The organism is uncultured Aliivibrio sp., assembly GCF_946479765.1.
GTDB lineage: Bacteria > Pseudomonadota > Gammaproteobacteria > Enterobacterales > Vibrionaceae > Aliivibrio.
Window position 1 is genome coordinate 15,499 of the sequence record NZ_CAMLHO010000037.1, and the last position, 16,905, is coordinate 32,403.

Here is a 16,905-nt window from a genome sequence, read left to right on the forward strand (position 1 = left end):
GCTGCTTTTTCATTTCTGTAACATGCCCTCAAAAAGTTCTTCTGCCACTTTTCCTTATATTTAACTACAATAGTCTAATGTCAGTCTAACTTTACTCCACAGCAAGAGGCACTATGCGCAATTTCATTTGGACCCTTCTTTTTTTTAGCTCAATCTCCTTTGCTAATGAGACTCAAGACCTTGCTGATCTAGAAAAAATAAACAGCGAAGTAGCACGACTTAAACAGGAATCAACGTCGTTTTCAGGCAGTGATCTAGCGGTTATCCGAGTTCAACAAGTAGATAAAAATAATGAACTTAGAATCGTATTATCCGATTTAATTAACCAACATGACGAAACAACAACCCCTCTTTTAATTAAAGAAGTCGTAAGCCAAGTAACTTACACAGAACGCTCTATTGCCTACCTAGATAAAGATATTAAGCATAAACAAGAACAGTTAGATAAATCAGACATAGAGCATAAACTTGCATTACAAAACACACTAAAAGAATCAAGAGATTACTATTATCTGTCTCTTAATGATCAACTTGAAAACTACCAATGGCTTACAAAGCTAGGTAAACCAGAAGAGGCTAAATTAGCCGCATTTAAATTATTAATTGATCAAAAAATCAAATTCCTTTCTGCTTCGTTAAGTTTTGATACCAGTCGTGAACAGTTACTTTCAGATCAACTTCAACGTTCTTCTGATTCCGAGAAATCCTCGCTCACATTAGATCATCTCTTTTTTGAGCGTAAAGTAAAAAACTCAACCTATGGGTTAGGTAAATTAATTTCCATTGCCGATCAATTAAACATCAATACCACCGATTACAAACGCCAACTGTTTTCTACCACGGGTAATTTAACCGAAGATATTTTAAACTTCCCAGTCATTGCCGCCATTTTAAGTAACTGGATTTCATCTGGCAGTAACTGGCTACTTAAGCACGCACCAGATCAACTCCTTAAGTTCTTTGTTTTCTTCTTAATCCTATTTGCAACACGTTTACTGGCGAAATTAACTCGTAAAGTCGTACTAAAAGCGGTGGTGCAGCCCCACTTACGAATGAGTAAATTGATGCAGGATTTCTTTATCTCTATGTCGAGTAAGCTTATTTACTTTATTGGTATCTTAATCGCTTTCTCTAAAGTTGGTTTAGATCTCGCTCCTGTTCTAACTGGTTTTGGTGTCGCCGGTATTATTATTGGTTTTGCATTACAAGATACCCTATCCAACTTTGCATCGGGCATGATGTTACTTATCTACCGTCCATTTGATGTCGGTGATCTGGTTGAGGCAGGCGGCGTAACTGGCAAGGTAAGCTCAATGAGCTTGGTAAATACCACGATCAAAACCTTTGATAACCAAATCATTATTTTACCCAACAGTAAAATTTGGGGAGATGTAATAAAGAACGTAACGCATGAGCGATTACGCCGTGTAGACATGGTGTTTGGCATTGGATATGAAGACAGCATTGAACACGCTGAAAAGATCCTCGCAGAAATTATTGATGCTCACCCTGCGGCATTAAAAAAACCAGAACCGAACATTAGAGTTCATACACTTGGTGCCTCTTCTGTTGATTTCATCGTTCGCCCTTGGGTTAAAACTGACGATTATTGGGATGTGTATTGGGATGTGACTCGTGAAGTGAAATTACGTTTTGATAAAGAAGGGATCTCTATTCCTTTTGCTCAACAAGATGTACATGTTCACTTTGCAAAAAAAGACAATAAACCCAAGAAGCCGAACCAAATCACAGAAAAAATTGGTAACGTGATTGATTCGGTACGCAATAAAGACAGTTAATCTGTCAAGTTGTCGGTTTCAATACGTTAAGTACAAACAAGGCTATACGTATGATTTTAAATCATCAAGTATAGCCTTCTTATTTTTACAACCTATTTAGACACTAATAAATTCACGCCCAGCAAAATAAGTACACTACCTGTTACCCTTTCTATTCGATGTGTCATTTTCTCGCTCGACATTAATTCCTGTGCTTTCTCAACCAGCAATGCAATTCCACCTTGCCAAAACATAGCAATGATAAAGTGCACACTTGCCATCAGCAATGATTGAATAAATGCATTGTATTCAGGATTAATAAATTGCGGTAATAACGCTAAATAAAATACAGCGGTTTTAGGATTTAAAATATTCGATAAAAAACCTTCTTTAAAAGACAAGGTTAACGATTCTTTCTTTTCTTTTATCGCTTTTACTTCCGTTGTTTGTTTACGCTTGTTAAACGTACTTCTAATTGATTGAATACCTAACCAAATCAGGTACGCAGCCCCTATCGTCTTAATAACAGTAAACAACTCCGTAGAGCTTACTAGCAATACTGACAAACCAATCGCAGACATAGTGGCATGAACAAATAAACCACAACAAATACCCAGACTGCAAGTTATGCCATCTTTCCAACCACCACGAGTCGTATTGCGGATAACCAAAGCAGTATCTAACCCGGGTGTTATTGTTAACAGTACAATAGCAATAAAAAATGCCCAAAAATCTAAAATCACGTAAATATCCATTTAATTGTGAGATTAATTAATATATCGCTTTTTCTTTTAATTACTACCTAAAGTTAATATACCAAGAACGATAAAGTATGAACCACGTAACCTTAGAATATTTACTTTTGCATTCGCCACCAAATTTGCAAACCTTGTCATATTGACGAGGCTTTTATTTGAAAAATAACTACTTAGAGGGTTACAATTTAGCGATATGACTAATAATAAAAATAGGAACGCCTCATGAGCCATTACCAAAAACTCGTTCAACATCATTTGAAAATTTCTCGATTCGAGCATCTAGGGTCGATTTGTGGCTGGGATCAAGCAGCCGTTATGCCTTCTGGTGGTAACGAAGCTCGATCTGAAGCCATGGCTGAACTGTCTGTTCATTTACATCAATTAGGCAATGCCCCACAATTAGCTGAATGGTTTGATAAAGCAGAGTCTGAATCTTTAACTAGCAATGAACTTGCCAGCCTACGTGAAATGAAATCCCAATGGCAACAAACTACAGCATTACCAGAGACGTTAGTCGAAGCTCAATCTCTTGCTGGTTCTAAATGTGAACACGCATGGCGAACTCAGCGTGGAGAAAACGACTGGGAAGGCTTTAGCAAAAACTTTGCAAATGTTGTCGCGCTTTCTCAAGAAGAAGCGCAAATACGTGCAGAGATCTCAGGACTAACACCTTACGATGCAATGCTTGATTTATATGAACCAGGCACAACAACAGCAAAATTAGATGTTGTATTTAACGATGTAAAAACATGGCTTCCTGCTCTTATTCAAAACATACAAGAGAAACAAGCAACCGAAGCTATCTACTTACCTGATGGCAACTACCCTACAGAGCAACAACGCCAACTAAGCTTAGATGTGATGAAGTTTTTAAACTTCGATTTTAATCACGGTCGCCTTGATGTAAGCATGCACCCTTTCTGTGGTGGCGTTCCTACTGATGTTCGTATTACCACTCGTTATGATGAAAATGATTTTGTGCAATCGCTCATGGGTACAGTACATGAAACGGGCCACGCACGTTATGAACAAGGTTTACCAAAAGAGTTTGCAGGCCTCGCCGTTGGTCAAGACTGTTCCATGGGGATTCATGCATCTCAAAGCTTATTTTTTGAGATGCAATTAGGCCGCAGTGCTGAGTTTATTTCTCAACTATCTCCATTAGTGCAAAAGAACTTTGTAAATGCAGATAAAGCAATTTTTGAAGCTGAGAACCTACAAAAAATCTATACGCGCGTAAATCCTGATTTTATCCGTGTAGATGCAGATGAAGCAACATACCCTGCTCACGTTATTCTTCGTTATGAAATTGAGCGAGATTTGATGAACGGTAAAATCAGCTATAAAGACATCCCTGAGTTGTGGGATACAAAGATGCAGCAGTACTTAGGCTTATCAACTAAAGACAATTACAAAAATGGCTGTATGCAAGACATTCACTGGACAGACGGAAGTTTCGGTTACTTCCCAAGCTACACTCTCGGCGCAATGTACGCAGCCCAATTTATGGCAGCAATGAAACAAACCGTAGATATAGAGACAGCCACATTAAGCGGTGATTTAAGCCCTATCTTCACTTGGCTATCAGACAATATCTGGAGTAAAGCATCGCTGTTCTCAACCGATGAATTAGTGAAACAAGCGACAGGTGATGTGCTGAATGCTAATTTCTTTAAAGATCATTTAGAGAAGCGTTATTTAGGGTAAGAGCGAGAAGCTTGTTTTTAGTTTTGAGTAATTAAAAGAATAGATGTAGTTATTGGCTGCATCCATTTTTTGTATTTGAATCACCATTTTATCCCCGACAAGGGATAACATCTACTTTATCCTCGATCGGGGATATACATTGACTTATCCCCGATCGGGTATATATTATTAATTATCCTCTATCGGGGATATCACATAATATGATGGGGTGTATGATGATTTATAATCCAAAACAATTAGCTAACCACTTAAAGCTTATTAGAACCAAACACAATTTGACTCAAACAGAGCTTGCTAAAAAAGTTGGTGTAAAACAATCCACTCTATCTAGCTTTGAGAATCATCCTGAAACTACTCAGTTACAGACACTCTTTAAGATCCTTCATGCATTAGAAGTTCATTGCATTATTCAAGAGCAAGTCCCAACAAGTCACGAAGACAATCTAGACGATGAGGCATGGTAATGGCTGTATTAATTGCATACATGAATGGTGAACGTGTTGGAGAATTTACTAAACTCAGTAATGGTGCACATCAGTTTCAATACGATAAATCATGGATTGAAAGCACGGTAGGAAGACCTCTTTCATTATCCCTCCCCCTACAATATCCAAAGATAACCAGTGATTGCGTTATTAATTACTTCGACAACCTATTACCTGATTTATCAGAAGTAAGAGATCGCATCGTTGCCAGATACCAAGCTAAATCTCGTCAAACGTTCGATTTACTGCATGAAGTTGGTAAAGACAGCGTCGGTGCCATTTCTTTATTAACTAATGATGAAGAACCAAATACCAAACAACTGGATTATGAAATTTTAACTCCAGCACGGCTCAAACAAGTACTCTCAGCCTATCAATCCAATATCCCATTAGGAATGTTAGAAGATGAATCAGACTTTCGAATTTCGGTTGCCGGAGCACAAGAAAAAACAGCGTTACTCAAAATAAATAATGAATGGTGTATACCGAAGGCATCAACGCCAACAACACATATTATCAAATTACCCATAGGTAAAATTCAACAACCTAATGCTACTCTCGATATGAGTGATAGTGTAGAAAATGAATACCTGTGCATCCAATTAGCGAAGAAGTTAGGATTCAATGTACCTAATGTTGAAATAATTCATAGTGATGGAATAAAAGCCATTGCTGTAGAACGATTTGATAGACGATGGATTAAAAATAACACCAAGCTATTAAGATTACCGCAAGAAGATATGTGCCAAGCATTTGGATTACCCTCATCAATTAAATATGAAGCAGATGGAGGTCCAGGTATAAAAACCATTATGGATCTTCTTATGGGCTCAAGCCAATCACTAAAAGATCGTGATGCTTTTATGCGATTTCAGGTATTTCAATGGTTAATTGGTGCAACAGATGGGCACGCAAAAAACTTCTCCATTTTTATTAATGCACATGGCAGTTATCACCTTACGCCCTTTTATGACATCTTATCCGCCTACCCAATCTTAGGTGGTAAAGGGATGAATATCCGCTCATTAAAACTGGCAATGGGACTAACAGCATCAAAAGGCAAGAAATACCCTATTGATAAAATATACACACGTCATTTTATTGATACGGCTAAAGCTGTTGGATTTGATACAGAAAGAATGGAAGAGATAATGAAGGAATTTGCGATAAATATGCCTAAGTCCATTAAGGAATTAGAAGCAGAATTACCAAGCGGTTTTCCAAAGGATATTTCTGGCAGCATATTCAGTAATACATTGAGAATGGTAAATAAGATCCGCTTAAATAAAGATTTATAGCTTTGAGTGATTAAAAAATGGATGTAGGTATTAGCTACATCCATTTATCTAGTTAGGTAACTTGTTTTTGGATAGAAATGATTCAGTGATTCTACTAATTTAGAAAATTACGAATTAGCTCAGGTATGGCTCAGCTTCAGTTTTGTAGTCAAAATCTCATGCAACCGCACTTTTAACTACTATTGGTGTTGGAGAGCCTTTATTATTGAATTTAAGCCCCCAAGGGTATGGAGGAGTCGCTCCATTAACAAATTCGTAAACAATACACACAGGGTGATTTCTAGTTATCTGTTGCCCCATAGCAAAGTTAAACGAGGATTGCGCTGCGCAATATATATGGATTCTCCTTACACCATCCTGATTAAACTTGTTTAGAAGCAACCTAAACTCCTTTTTAAACTTAGTCAGTTTGGACAAACTGGACATATTATCATGACCAATCTGAGGCATTCTTATTGTGACAATGGAACTTGTGTTGGTTATTTCTCGAGCAACTTTCTCTATATCGAAAGAAATACTAAAGATTAAACATACATCATCATTTTGCGCTCCTTCGTAGTCAGACTCATCTATAATTGGCTGATTACTATCGAAGCTTCTATCCAAACAATGCCATTCTTCCAAATCTCGATCGTAATCCCATAACGTCACACTTGTTGTATTACCGATGAAGAAGCCAGAGTAAAAACCGAGGCAGACGGGAGGAGTACCACCGTAATGAATAGAGGCAGATTCGTTTCCAGTTGCATCTGATAGGGATGCAACTGCTTTTTTGAGCATCACTCGAGTGTCATTTACTGCTTCTGAAGGTTCACACAAAACACCATCTTTATAGTGTTCAGATAAATCTATCTTTGCACATCGTACCTTTCCCTTAGCTTTCGTTACAGTAGACAAAAAAGATGAGCTTAGTGGTTTAAACAAAGCAATATGCTCAACGAGAATATCATTCGCTTTGCCACTATCTTTCACAGTTTGCAAGGCGTCATACATAATGAGTAAAAAACCAATGATAACGAAGAAACTAGAAACTAAGAGTATGAAAGTACCTGTGTCATTCTCAAAGAATGACGCGGTTAACTCATACCCATCTGGAGTTTTAAGGACTATCTTGAGAGCAGCTGTTACACCTATTGAGCTAAGCCCGCTCACAACTAGAAATTTGCCGATTGTAAATAGTTTGCTTCTTGGCCTAGTGTACCATTTGAACAGCAAATCACCCCAATGCAATAACCTGTACACCAAATCTTTAAGGAACTCCACTACTTAATACTCCGTGTCATTAACAAATTAAAACCGGACTCCACTTCCGAGTATACAAATATCCGAAAGCTCTCTTTACCTACAATAACAAAAAATAAATTTCGTCCTTCATTACGCTTCATACACTTCTTCCAATCGTCTATGTCAACAGATGATGGTTCAGGATGAGCTTCTGGATGGGTGTGCCATGTCCCAAGGTATATTTTCTTTCCTCCACTATTTCCAAAAGCACTATCAACCGCTTTTTGGTGCCCTTTATCAAGCATTTTAAAAGAAGTCCTGCTTCTTATATCTTCGGGAAGTGGAGTAGTTATATCAGATATAATGTAAAGTGATTTATTAGTATCGTAGCCACCAATCAACACGCCACAAGCCTCCTTATCATCCCTATTAAGTTGTTGATATTCTTTCAATTTAAGAATAACTTCATCGTAAAGGAGCAAGGATGGAATACTATCTGGTAACTTAGTCACACAAAATGCCCCCGCAATCACAAATTTCCTCACATAGCGACTCTACTGATAAAGAATTGCTAAAAGACTTGTATCTATACGTGGTTTTTACTCCTGCCTGAATAGCATCGAAGTTGTCTCCTTTCCAACTTACTTTAGAGGATTCAATCAATCTTCCTAGAAGGAACTTTACAGCAAGGTCTGAAGCGATAAGTGCAGTTTGAGTTGAACAATTAGAACTATATGGCAAAAAATTTTGACCACAACCAGCATGGTTTATTGTCAACTCCTGACCCGCTTCAATAAAGTTTAGATTCGAAGAAAGGCCGTACTCACCAGTAGAATAATCTATGTAAGCACACTTTAAGCAACCACTCTTACCAAAACAGTCTAATATCGCATGTCCTCCAACCCCATATCCTTCTAGCCAAGTGTAAATTACTGATGCGTTGATGTTTTTTTTCTCAAGATAATCCTTAAAGAACCTTTCATGTGTTGGAGAACCAATTGCGATAACAATTAAGTCATAAGACTCTAGTATCCCTTTATCATGAAGAGATACTAGATTTGCCGAGTATGCCTCAATATCACACCACAGGTATTGAGATTCGATCTGGCTCTTCATAGCGAGAACTTTAGAATAACCAGTAAGGAATTCGGGTATGCAGTGTCGATAAAGATTCTCAATTTCGAAAGAGTCAGGGTCGCAAATATGAATTTGACCGACTCCAGAGGATGCTAGTTGTCTAACCAACTGTCCCCCAACCGAACCACAGCCGACTTGAAGCACCTTTTTATTTTTTAAGCCGGAAGCTGCACCACCTCTCGGTGCCACAAAGTCTCTGCTATAGGGTAGCACCGATATAGCATGAATCTCCCATGCTTTAAAAGCATCGAGATTCATAGGAAGTGACGAACGTTTTCCTTTCTTCTTGTGCTTAAAGTGCAGTCCAAACCAAGTCATACCAGAAGGCGTTTCCGCACAAAAAACTAACCAGAACTTGTTTCTACGAAATTGGGCTTTTGCCTTAAAGAAAGAAGATACTTCCTCCTCGAGGCCATTTAACGTGTTCAAATACCATTCAATCAATCCATCTTGCTTATATGGTGCAGGATCTAAAGTGTTGAGAGGAAGTATCACAGCATCGCCAGCTTCATTTCTTTTTTCTGACAACGCAGAATTCGTTACTAGCGTTGAAAATTTACCCGGTTTATCTTCAGCGCTAACTCCAATATGGCGTGAATCAACACCAAAATTTTTCTTTTGCATAGGTGCTTTAACAGTGAACTGAAGACTCTGACTACACTGCAAATTTGGTGGTAACACCAAATCGTACTGTTTATTTAGAGCTACATGGCTCCAGTTCGCTTTAAACTCTCGTAGTAACTCCTCTCGATTCCATAATGGATCACATATGGCTTTAGTTAACATTGATATATGTCGCTCTAAAGATGCCTCAAACACTAGCTCTGGACGATCAAAGTTAATTGACAGTGATTCATGGTCTCCAACACAAATAAACCCTAGTTCAGAGCCCCCTTTAAGCCCAAAATCACTATCTAACAAAATCACATGAGCTAGCGGCATATGCTGTGAAACATTCAAGATAAAAAAGGTGGGCAAAGACAAAGGGTTACTAGACCCTTCGCTCACTTTGTGAGCGAGAGAAAAGTTCTCTCCCGCAATCGTACAAGACACAACTATGCTATGTTTCTCATCAGCCAGAGATACGTTATAGCCAAGAGTGCTTAAATGCTCTATCACTGAATCCATTATTACGCCCCTTGTGAGGTTCCAACCACGCCTGCACTGGAGAAAGCAGCTAAGCTACTTTTAGCACTACTCGAGTTCTCGGGAACTTCAAAGTCAGCACCAAACAGTTTGTTTAATATCTCACACTGTTTACCTTCATCTACTTCCCTTTGAACCTCTCCCAACTTAGTTTGCAGGTTTACAAACTTGTTCTGAAGTTGAGTTCCAGTGTCAGAACTACTGTTAGCGAAGATATCCATTCTTGGTGTAACTGGAAGCATCACAGAAATTTTGTATTTACTCACACCGACCAGATGAAAGTAGCTACTCCTTAAAATTCTATCTACAGTCTCTTTAAGCGCGCGGAGATCATCTGGCTTACCTTCTTGATCAAAACAAGGCTGAAAACACTGTTTAATTATTACTGTAAGCCCGATTGAGTAGACTTTTCTGCGGACATCTGCTGAAAATTTGTGGTCACGCCATCGTTTGATGTAACGCACAAGTCTAATAAACTGTTGCTGGGTATCATTAGGAGAAACTCTATAACTGCTCGTATCATTGATCCAGTTTCTCAATCCCTTAGGATCTGAGTCTGACCATTTCCTATTCACTGAAGTAGAGTTGGTTTTACCTAATGCTAATTTATAACTTTCTCCACTTTTCGCATAAATAGGTATATCAATATGAAGATTCAAACTAGCGTAGTCAGCGGTAACGCATGGCTTTTTGATTTTTGCGTTCCTAAAACCCCTATTATCAAGAACTTCTTTTACTTTTCTTTTTGCTGTTACGGGATCATCGGGAGCTTTATCAAAATCCACAACTACCGCACGATCTATGTCAAAATCACCATCTAGACTATGTATCGCTGTATTTATCGAAAAGGACCCCTGTAAGAAATCGTCAATAATTGGATATCCTGCACCACAAAAAGCTGTTCTTACTTGAGATAAGATACTTGAATCTTTTTCTCGTGCATCTCTGTAATCCGAGCTCTCCCTAGTTAATTTGATCTTATTGTGAAATTTAATAAAGTGAGTTTGAACTGCCATTTCATTTAGCTCCCAATGCTAGCATCAACATAAATAACTAATTGGGGCATACACTTAGCTTATCAATGGCAGTATTTCAATTACGAATAAAACCATGATCAATATCAAACTAATTTCATTTTCACTAAGTCAGCATTAATCAGTTTTGGCTGATGTACAGCTGTAGTGTCCTAATAACATTGATCGCCACGCTTTGTTCGTCTTAGCTGACCAAACCATAAACTAGCCCATAAATCCTAGTAACATGGACAGTATTAAAATTTAATCATATTCGAGACCGCAAACAAGAACTGGTATTACGAAAAGTGAGTCAATTAACGCTTCAGTGAAGTGAGGGGATGTGGGTCACAACTTATTTCGGGGCAAAAACAAATTACAATGAACAAAGTTTTAATCAATAAAACCTACAGCCCCTCAATTTCCAACAGCAACTGCTCCGCTCTCTCTAAGATAACTTGCTGCTGCTCTTCTGATTTTTTCTTCCAATTTGCATAGACCATTCTGGTGCGGGGATTATTATTAAATGCCTCAATATGTGTATGCATAAAGTGCCAATACAGCGCATTTAATGGATATGCTTTTGGTTCAGTTATTTGCTTCACGTTATAGTGGCAATCAGAGCAATAATGACTCATTTTATTCACGTAGTTGCCACTAACAGCGTAATCAAATCAGTTTATATTCAGAGTGATCTAGATACGAAACTAAGTCGTATTTAACTAGGGAACAAAAATTACTCTCTCCCGCAGACAAGTCAGGAGTTTCACATGGAAAGCAGACTTACCACTAAAGAGTTTCTAAGAGTATTCGATTGTATTCGCTCGAATGGCGACCGATTTGATAATAAATATTTATTCGGTGAAATATACGCATGGCATGATTACGATGGAGATACCTGTTGGTTGGGCTATAAAGATGTGACCGTCACGCTGATGTTTCATGGTTCTCTCAAAATTGAATTTGACAAGTCATCAAACTACTCTGATTTCACCAACCAATGTTTAGCAATGATCACGGAAAATCATAGTATTAAGGAAAGTTAAGATGAATGAACAAGAACTTGAAATTATTGATTTTACAAACCCCAACGAGTATCAACGGTGGTCTGCGGTAAATGACAACGTAATGGGTGGCATTTCAATTGGTCAGCTTAACTGGGATGGAAAAAGGTGCCGATTTCAAGGTGAATTATCACTAGAAAATAATGGTAGCTTCAGCTCTATCAAGCGATATATTGAGCCTCTATCTAAAGAGATAAACACAATAGAACTCATGTTTATAGGTGATGGGCATACCTATCAATTAAGACTTACTACATGGAAAAATAGTGAGCGTATTCAATACAAACACGATTTCACCACCATTAAAGGAAAACAGCAGAAAAAGACATTTCACTTACACAACTTTCAAGCTGTTTTTAGAGGGAAATTGCTTAATCACGCTCCCCAGCTTGTAGCGGACGATATCAAACAAGTCGGGTTTTTAATTGCTGATAAGCAGGCACTGCCCTTTACGTTAAGCTTAAACCAGATTCAATTTAAGACGCTACCGAAAACTCAATCAATGAATTAAACCTCTGCTACGCCACGGCTAGCTCTCACCTTGATAACCCCAACTATCTACATTACATTCACGGTTTACCCTGAAAGCCTTCAATAGATACTTTTATGTACTGATCTACTTTTTCATTTGGTATTTCTGCCATGCTTTGTTTTTGAGCATGCTTAAAGTAAGAGACATAAAGGCTCGACGTCACATCAAACGGCTCATCTACTTTCAATTCATCCAGTTTTATTCTGTCTCCAAGAAAGAAGGTATCTATTTGTCCAATCTCGCCTGAATCCGTATTCAAGTTAAATAGCCCCAAGTACCAGAACGTACCACTCCCTTGATTTGACACAGAAAATGGCGCAGAAAAAATCATCTCATCTTCAACATTACCAAGGTTTAGAGGTGTTATTTTATAGTAATCCAAACTGACCGTGCCATATTCATCGCCATCTTGATATTTGCCTGTGGCAAGATGAAGACCGTTATATTCACGAAGATCTGTCAGGGGGGCTTTAGCTTTGGAATCAGGCAGTTGGATCTGCCAATAATCATCAGTATCAAAACTAAATAACGTTAGCATGACGTTAGTATTGTTTTCATCGTTCACTACGTAAATATCATCATTAGTGAAGTTAAATCGATAGATCCCAGCAGCTACAACGAACAACATAACAGCAGCCATAATCGACAAGATTTTTTTGAGCATAAACAGTCCTTACGTTTTAGAGCACACTTCAAAGCACAAGGCTCTATTATTAAAGGTGGCGAGTTAAATAAAACTATTTAATTGTTTTCTTTATTGCCATTTCAGCCAATTTTGGTGCAGCCGCTTTTAGAACACTTGGCGCCACTTTCTTACCGACGTTAACTGCGCGTCCTAGCTGTTTTTTCAATGATGCACCTCTCTCCATCGCTTCCTTACGCTGACGATTGCGTTGCACGTTATAAGCTTCGGTGATCTTATCTACTAACGTCTGTTTTAACTCTTCAACACCAAAATGCGTCTTATCTATTGAGATTGATAACGGTAAAACAAGATCTGAACACAACAGCTTTTTGTTGTATTCCATCGCCTGTTTAATCACTTTTGCTTTCGCTGCTATTGGGCGCTCTAGATCGTAAGGTGGCTCCCACTCCCAAGCCGGATTTAATCTATCGACTTGGTTTACCACTGAAATAACGGTTGGCTTTTTACGAGATATATTTTTTGGATCCGCATAATAGCACTCAAATTTTTCATTCAATTGCTTATCAAGATCACGAGCCGATTGATTGGCTTTTAATACCCACAACACTAAATCCGCTTGGGTCATCTCTTTTAGCATCTGCTTTTCAGTTTTTTCGTTACCGTCTAGTCCTTGTAAATCAACCACATTCACTTCAGCTTCATTGACGAGTGCGCTATAAACCGTCACGTTATCGGTGGATGGCAGTACATCCACCTCTGCGACAAATTCCTCTTTTAATGCATTAATAATCGATGACTTACCAGAGCTTGTTTGACCAACCATCACAATACGGATCGGCTCTAGCTCTGTCGCTACTCTCTTTTCATCTTGCTTTGAAATCTTTGATGCTTGTAAATCGCCCTCTTCCAAACTAAATCGACCACTGTATAAATCAATGGCAACCGCAGCGACTTCATCTAATAACGCTTCTTTTGCGGTTTGCTGCATATCAGACACAACCCCTCTGGTCATTGATGAGGTAGCTTGCTCTCGACTGAGATCAGAAACGACTTTTAGCGGATTATAATAAAGATTTTTTGCATGATTCGCCCAGATCGCGGCTTTTACTATCTTTTGACCCACATCGCCATATTTATCATAAGCGTCATACCCTGCTTTAATGTACGAGAGCTTTAAATACTCAATACCGGGAATATGTTCTTGCACCACGACTTTGTATCGCTGACTGATCTCTTCAAACAGTTTTAAACCTTCAGGAATTGAGAAATCTAACGCTTTTTTATCAAATTTCGTTGCCACAAATTCAAGAACATCTAACCCTATTTCATCAAGGTTTCTCCACTCGACATTATCTTTGAGTAACTCTCTCGAATAGTGCTTCGATTGTTTCCATATGGCGACTTCATTATGAGACCACTCTTCAGAGGCTTTAACCAGGCCCTCTTTAATCTCAATTTTGGTTTCTGTTTCTGCTGCCGCTTGAACGGGCTTGTTTTCTGTACGGCTTAGAATAAATAAAGGAATACTAACCGCTAACGTACTGATAGCAATGGTAATAGACAGCTCTAATAGGTAGCCATACTTAATTGCAAGAAACAGAGCGAAACCCATCATAATGATGACAGGAAGCACTGAGGAGATAATGACGATCCCCCAGCGTCCACCAGAGAGATCCGACAATAAACGATATAGGCGTTTAATCTTGTGCATAACCTGACACTTCCTTACCTTTTTTCAACGAATTTTTATAGAGATCTTGCATGTCCTGCTCTGATACTTCTTCACCTTTACTCTTATGATAGAAGTAGAAACAAGCAGCTCTGCCCAATCCATAAGTGGTTCCGAAACTCATTGCAGCGGCGGCAACAGCCCCTACGGTTTGACCATAAACTGGGATCAATTTAACCAATTGCCTTGCGCCTAGTTTCATCCCATATTGCAAAGCAAAACTACTCCCCAAAGTGCCTATCAATTCACTAAAGGTTTTCTTGTTCCATTCCACTCCATATTGGTTGGCTAAGCTGTGTAACATTTTGGCTTGTATGGCAGGGACTGAAACTAGCCCCACCCCAGGAATTAAATCACTTGCGCCTGCACTACCTGAGTACCAAAGCACTTCGTTTTCTACCTTATCAAAGTTCTTTTCTTCTACAGTGGCGTGCTCTTTATCCTCAACCATCATGCCGATGACTGGTAATATCTTAGTGAGTTTTTCTATTAGCTCATCATAGTTATATACTGTGCCGTCATTAGTTTCAAAATCAACCAAGATTGTCTCAACATTTTTACCCCATATATCTTTAACTTGCTGCTCATTAAAGGTCGTTTGGCGTTTACGATTTTCCTCTTCACTAAGAAGTACCGCGGTATGAATAAGCAACAGATGCTTGATTTTCTTTTTCTTCTTAATCTGTTTTAGGGCTGCTATCACTGAAGATTGCTCAGGTTCATCGGCTTTCATTACAACAACGAGGGCATGACCTGATTGACCAATTTCTTCAAGATCATCTTTTGGATTATAATCTGCCTCACCTAGCCCTCTGGTATCTAAAAAACGCATAATTGGCTTATCTTGCGGAAACTCATACGTCTCCGCAGTCATCGTACAAGGTGCAAAACCATTACCCACTTCAACAGATGAAAGCCCTGTTAACGTTTGAATAAAAGAGGATTTACCCGCACCTGTTTTACCCAATAACCACAAGGTAGGTAAATGCTTACGCTGAAACTCGTGAGCTTGAGTTAAGTCTGCGTTTTTACTTGGATTTATGAATTCTTTAATTTGATCGAACATATCATTCCAACTAATGGAAAAGAAAAAATCATCGCACTATTATAACACCTAAAGAATCTTTCATCATTGAAAGCTAATATCTGCATTAAAAAACAAATCAAAAAATAATCATTAAATTTTCTAATCTAAGTATTGACACCAAAGTTTCGGAAGCATATATTGATTACATGAATTGCCATTTGGAGTTCATCGATAACGGGTTCGCCTTATTATAGGGAACAAAACGTTATCACAATGAAGTAACCCTACTGATTACTTACTAAAGAATAGTAGCGTTGTTTCTAACATTTAATCCTGAACCATATGTCATTAATGAGTCTACATTGGCTCTGAATATGAGTTCTTTCTCCTCGCTTAGTGCGTCGAGAACTATTGCTTATTTTAAAGGATAGTATTATGCGTAATATCGATTTCTCTCCCCTATACCGTCATGCCATTGGTTTTGATCGCCTGTTTAATCTTGTTGAAAACAGCGCTAACAAACCATCTCAAAATGGTTACCCACCCTATAACATCGAACAGAAAGACGAGAACAACTACCGTATTACAATGGCTGTTGCTGGTTTCTCTGAAGATTCGTTAACAATTTCTCAAAATGAACATATGCTGATTGTGTCAGGTGAAATTACCTCATCTGAAATAAAGCCAACTTACGTCTATCAAGGCATTGCAGAGCGCAATTTTGAACGAAAATTTCAACTTGCTGATTATATGACTGTTTCTGCCGCAAGCATGGAAAATGGATTACTTCATATCGACCTTGTTCGAGAAGTTCCAGAACCTATGCAAGCACGTAAGATTTCAATCAACAAATAACACAGATTATCGTTAATCTTAGGTCGTAATAATGCGTTGTATTTACTATTAAAAATACAGCCCTCACCTATTCATTAACGGTAGTTAGCATCATCATATTTCATTGAGAACGGCGTAGACCAGTAAATTAACGCTAGATTTACGCCGATAAAAAACATCTTATTTAAATCATTTGCATTAAAATAACTAATGCAAATCAAAAGGAAAAATTATTATGGGTAAAATCATTGGTATCGACCTAGGTACAACTAATTCTTGTGTTGCTGTTTTAGATGGCGACACACCACGTATCTTAGAAAATGCAGAAGGCGAACGCACAACTGCATCGGTAGTTGCCTACACAGATGGCGAAACGCTTGTCGGTCAGCCAGCTAAACGTCAAGCTATTACTAATCCACAAAACACCTTGTTTGCGATTAAGCGTCTTATCGGTCGTCGTTTTGAAGACGAAGAAGTACAACGCGATATCGAAATCATGCCGTACAAAATCGTTAAAGCTGATAACG

17 protein-coding genes are annotated in these 16,905 nt (G+C 38.4%); 8 read left to right on the forward strand and 9 right to left on the reverse strand.

The window, feature by feature from the left end:
* Positions 1–113 precede the first annotated feature (113 nt).
* Positions 114–1,799 (forward strand): mechanosensitive ion channel family protein, encoded by a 1,686-nt coding sequence (locus Q1K78_RS13265; RefSeq protein ID WP_300179613.1) that lies wholly within the window; start codon positions 114–116, stop codon positions 1,797–1,799.
* Positions 1,800–1,891: 92 nt separating this feature from the next.
* Here the strand turns inward: Q1K78_RS13265 and Q1K78_RS13270 are convergent, their stop codons facing one another.
* Positions 1,892–2,533 carry a LysE family translocator gene (locus Q1K78_RS13270; RefSeq protein WP_300179616.1) on the reverse strand — a complete coding sequence of 214 codons (642 nt, stop codon included), beginning with the start codon at positions 2,531–2,533 and terminating at the stop codon, positions 1,892–1,894.
* Between the two features lie 225 nt (positions 2,534–2,758).
* Between Q1K78_RS13270 and Q1K78_RS13275 the strand changes: the two genes are divergently transcribed.
* The 3 genes from Q1K78_RS13275 (at position 2,759) to Q1K78_RS13285 (ending at position 6,026) form a co-directional block, all read left to right on the forward strand.
* A complete protein-coding gene (locus Q1K78_RS13275) occupies positions 2,759–4,243 on the forward strand; it encodes a carboxypeptidase M32 (RefSeq protein ID WP_300179619.1) in 1,485 nt (494 codons plus the stop codon).
* Positions 4,244–4,443: 200 nt separating this feature from the next.
* Positions 4,444–4,707 carry a type II toxin-antitoxin system antitoxin HipB gene (hipB, locus tag Q1K78_RS13280; RefSeq protein WP_012532966.1) on the forward strand — a complete coding sequence of 88 codons (264 nt, stop codon included), beginning with the start codon at positions 4,444–4,446 and terminating at the stop codon, positions 4,705–4,707.
* On the forward strand, positions 4,707–6,026 hold the full coding sequence (locus Q1K78_RS13285) for a type II toxin-antitoxin system HipA family toxin (protein ID WP_300179627.1): 1,320 nt from the start codon (positions 4,707–4,709) through the stop codon (positions 6,024–6,026). The genes hipB and Q1K78_RS13285 overlap by 1 nt, the downstream gene beginning before the upstream one ends.
* 156 nt (positions 6,027–6,182) lie before the next feature.
* On the opposite strand, the gene Q1K78_RS13290 is transcribed toward Q1K78_RS13285, so the two are convergent.
* The 5 genes from Q1K78_RS13290 to Q1K78_RS13310 form a co-directional block, all read right to left on the reverse strand.
* A complete protein-coding gene (locus Q1K78_RS13290) occupies positions 6,183–7,289 on the reverse strand; it encodes an SAVED domain-containing protein (RefSeq protein ID WP_300179629.1) in 1,107 nt (368 codons plus the stop codon).
* Positions 7,289–7,762: a Mov34/MPN/PAD-1 family protein gene (locus tag Q1K78_RS13295; protein ID WP_300179632.1), complete on the reverse strand. Its 474-nt coding sequence runs from the start codon at positions 7,760–7,762 to the stop codon at positions 7,289–7,291. The genes Q1K78_RS13290 and Q1K78_RS13295 overlap by 1 nt, the downstream gene beginning before the upstream one ends.
* The gene (locus Q1K78_RS13300) at positions 7,755–9,515 is read right to left on the reverse strand and encodes a ThiF family adenylyltransferase (protein ID WP_300179635.1); all 1,761 of its coding nucleotides are present in this window, start codon (positions 9,513–9,515) and stop codon (positions 7,755–7,757) included. The genes Q1K78_RS13295 and Q1K78_RS13300 overlap by 8 nt, the downstream gene beginning before the upstream one ends.
* A gap of 2 nt (positions 9,516–9,517) precedes the next feature.
* Positions 9,518–10,549 (reverse strand): nucleotidyltransferase, encoded by a 1,032-nt coding sequence (locus Q1K78_RS13305; RefSeq protein ID WP_300179638.1) that lies wholly within the window; start codon positions 10,547–10,549, stop codon positions 9,518–9,520.
* 404 nt (positions 10,550–10,953) lie between these two features.
* On the reverse strand, positions 10,954–11,193 hold the full coding sequence (locus tag Q1K78_RS13310; RefSeq protein WP_300179641.1) for a hypothetical protein: 240 nt from the start codon (positions 11,191–11,193) through the stop codon (positions 10,954–10,956).
* Positions 11,194–11,316: 123 nt separating this feature from the next.
* On the opposite strand from Q1K78_RS13310, the gene Q1K78_RS13315 reads away from it, so the two are divergent.
* A complete protein-coding gene (locus tag Q1K78_RS13315; protein ID WP_300179643.1) occupies positions 11,317–11,592 on the forward strand; it encodes a DUF3081 domain-containing protein in 276 nt (91 codons plus the stop codon).
* Position 11,593: 1 nt separating this feature from the next.
* A complete protein-coding gene (locus tag Q1K78_RS13320; RefSeq protein ID WP_300179646.1) occupies positions 11,594–12,121 on the forward strand; it encodes a CIA30 family protein in 528 nt (175 codons plus the stop codon).
* Between the two features lie 58 nt (positions 12,122–12,179).
* Here the strand turns inward: Q1K78_RS13320 and Q1K78_RS13325 are convergent, their stop codons facing one another.
* The 3 genes from Q1K78_RS13325 to Q1K78_RS13335 form a co-directional block, all read right to left on the reverse strand.
* Entirely contained in the window at positions 12,180–12,806 is a 627-nt protein-coding gene (locus Q1K78_RS13325) for a hypothetical protein (protein ID WP_300179649.1), read from the reverse strand.
* A gap of 73 nt (positions 12,807–12,879) precedes the next feature.
* Entirely contained in the window at positions 12,880–14,499 is a 1,620-nt protein-coding gene (locus Q1K78_RS13330) for a GTPase (protein ID WP_300179652.1), read from the reverse strand.
* Positions 14,486–15,583, reverse strand: a complete 1,098-nt coding sequence (locus Q1K78_RS13335; protein WP_300179655.1) for a GTPase — start codon at positions 15,581–15,583, stop codon at positions 14,486–14,488. Before Q1K78_RS13335 ends, Q1K78_RS13330 begins: the two co-directional genes overlap by 14 nt.
* A gap of 396 nt (positions 15,584–15,979) precedes the next feature.
* Here Q1K78_RS13335 and Q1K78_RS13340 point away from each other — a divergent pair, with 396 nt between their 5' ends.
* Together Q1K78_RS13340 and Q1K78_RS13345 are read left to right on the forward strand one after the other, a co-directional pair.
* Positions 15,980–16,399: an Hsp20 family protein gene (locus tag Q1K78_RS13340; protein WP_061028793.1), complete on the forward strand. Its 420-nt coding sequence runs from the start codon at positions 15,980–15,982 to the stop codon at positions 16,397–16,399.
* Between the two features lie 214 nt (positions 16,400–16,613).
* Positions 16,614–16,905: Hsp70 family protein (locus Q1K78_RS13345; protein WP_300179662.1), on the forward strand; the 292-nt coding region annotated here is incomplete at its 3' end.

Coding starts and splice junctions, on each gene's coding strand:
- Q1K78_RS13265 (WP_300179613.1), top strand. CDS start 114: ATGCGCAATTTCATTTGGACCCTTCTTTTTTTTAGCTCAATCTCCTTT.
- Q1K78_RS13270 (WP_300179616.1), bottom strand. CDS start 2,533: ATGGATATTTACGTGATTTTAGATTTTTGGGCATTTTTTATTGCTATT.
- Q1K78_RS13275 (WP_300179619.1), top strand. CDS start 2,759: ATGAGCCATTACCAAAAACTCGTTCAACATCATTTGAAAATTTCTCGA.
- hipB (WP_012532966.1), top strand. CDS start 4,444: ATGATGGGGTGTATGATGATTTATAATCCAAAACAATTAGCTAACCAC.
- Q1K78_RS13285 (WP_300179627.1), top strand. CDS start 4,707: ATGGCTGTATTAATTGCATACATGAATGGTGAACGTGTTGGAGAATTT.
- Q1K78_RS13300 (WP_300179635.1), bottom strand. CDS start 9,515: ATGGATTCAGTGATAGAGCATTTAAGCACTCTTGGCTATAACGTATCT.
- Q1K78_RS13305 (WP_300179638.1), bottom strand. CDS start 10,549: ATGGCAGTTCAAACTCACTTTATTAAATTTCACAATAAGATCAAATTA.
- Q1K78_RS13315 (WP_300179643.1), top strand. CDS start 11,317: ATGGAAAGCAGACTTACCACTAAAGAGTTTCTAAGAGTATTCGATTGT.
- Q1K78_RS13320 (WP_300179646.1), top strand. CDS start 11,594: ATGAATGAACAAGAACTTGAAATTATTGATTTTACAAACCCCAACGAG.
- Q1K78_RS13325 (WP_300179649.1), bottom strand. CDS start 12,806: ATGCTCAAAAAAATCTTGTCGATTATGGCTGCTGTTATGTTGTTCGTT.
- Q1K78_RS13330 (WP_300179652.1), bottom strand. CDS start 14,499: ATGCACAAGATTAAACGCCTATATCGTTTATTGTCGGATCTCTCTGGT.
- Q1K78_RS13335 (WP_300179655.1), bottom strand. CDS start 15,583: ATGTTCGATCAAATTAAAGAATTCATAAATCCAAGTAAAAACGCAGAC.
- Q1K78_RS13340 (WP_061028793.1), top strand. CDS start 15,980: ATGCGTAATATCGATTTCTCTCCCCTATACCGTCATGCCATTGGTTTT.